The sequence below is a fragment of the Actinocorallia lasiicapitis genome (genome assembly GCF_054778695.1).
Genome location: NZ_BAAGZI010000752.1, coordinates 1 through 1,161, shown reverse-complemented (window position 1 = coordinate 1,161; position 1,161 = coordinate 1). Strand labels below are relative to the sequence as shown.

Genomic DNA, 1,161 nt, shown 5'->3' with positions numbered 1-1,161 from the left:
ACCAGCGGCTACCAGGCACCGAGTCTGCCAGTGAGGCTCACCCGGTAGCTCCCATTAGGGGGTGGCGGGGTCGGGGGTGAGCATGGAGCGGGTGGCTTCTTCGACGATTTCGCGCATGAGGTGTTCGGCGGTGGTGGTGTCGCGGGACTGGACGGCTTGGGCTACTTCGAGGTGCCAGCGGACGGCGGCGGGGTCGGGGGTGCGGGGCATGAGGGCGTGGTGGGTGCGGCCGGCCAGGACCTCCTCGACGACGCCGGCGAGGGCGGCGAGCATCTCGTTGCCGGACGCCTCCAGGAGGGTTCGGTGGAACAGCACATCGGCGGCGAGGTAGGCCTCGAGGTCGCCGGACCTGGCGTGGACGGCCATCTCCATGACGGCTCCGGTGAGGACCCCGCACTGCGCGGGTGAGGCGTGATCGGCGGCGAGGCCCGCGGCGACCGGTTCGAACCCGCGGCGCAGTTCGCCGAGAGTGCGGAGCTGCGCTTCGCGTCCGTCGCCGTCGAGCCGCCAGCGGATGATCCGCGGGTCGAACACGTTCCATCCGGTGCGGGCGCCGACGATCACGCCGACGCGGCGTCTGCTGCTGACGAGCCCCATGGACTCCAGCACGCGGACCGCTTCCCGCACGACGGTGCGGGAGACCTCGAACCGTGTCTCGAACTCCTCGATCCGCAGGACCGTGCCGGGTTCGAGCTCCCCGGAGACGATCATCCGGCCGATGGCGTCCAGCACGCTGGCATGTGTACCCACATCAACAGATCTTCGCATGACGCAGCCCGAAACCGAGCCCGCCCGGCATTAAGTATGATTATTAAGCCTTCACATCTTGTTAAAGAGTATGAAACATGTCAGGATCCGGGATTAATCCCCTTTCGAGAGGCTCTCCCATGACGAACCCCGCTCGAGCAGCCGGACCGCTCTATGTGGTCATGGGCGTAGCCGGTTCCGGCAAGTCGACCGTCGGCACGGCGCTGGCCGCGCGGCTGGGCGTGCCCTTCGCCGACGCCGACCCGTTCCACACCCCGCAGAACGTCGCCAAGATGGCCGCCGGCATCCCCCTCACCGATGAGGACCGGCTGCCGTGGCTGCGGGCGATCGGCGTGTGGCTGGCCGAGCACCAGGCGGGCGGGGCGGTCGTGGCGTGTTCGGCGCTGCGCCGCG

The 1,161-nt window shown here is 69.0% G+C and carries 2 protein-coding genes; one reads left to right on the top strand and one right to left on the bottom strand.

The window, feature by feature from the left end:
* Positions 1-54: 54 nt before the first annotated feature.
* A complete protein-coding gene (locus ACYVE7_RS34365) occupies positions 55-732 on the bottom strand; it encodes a FadR/GntR family transcriptional regulator (protein WP_460370792.1) in 678 nt (225 codons plus the stop codon).
* Positions 733-887: 155 nt separating this feature from the next.
* Between ACYVE7_RS34365 and ACYVE7_RS34360 the strand changes: the two genes are divergently transcribed.
* Positions 888-1,161 (top strand): gluconokinase (locus ACYVE7_RS34360; RefSeq protein WP_460370791.1); only part of this gene is annotated, 274 nt, incomplete at its 3' end.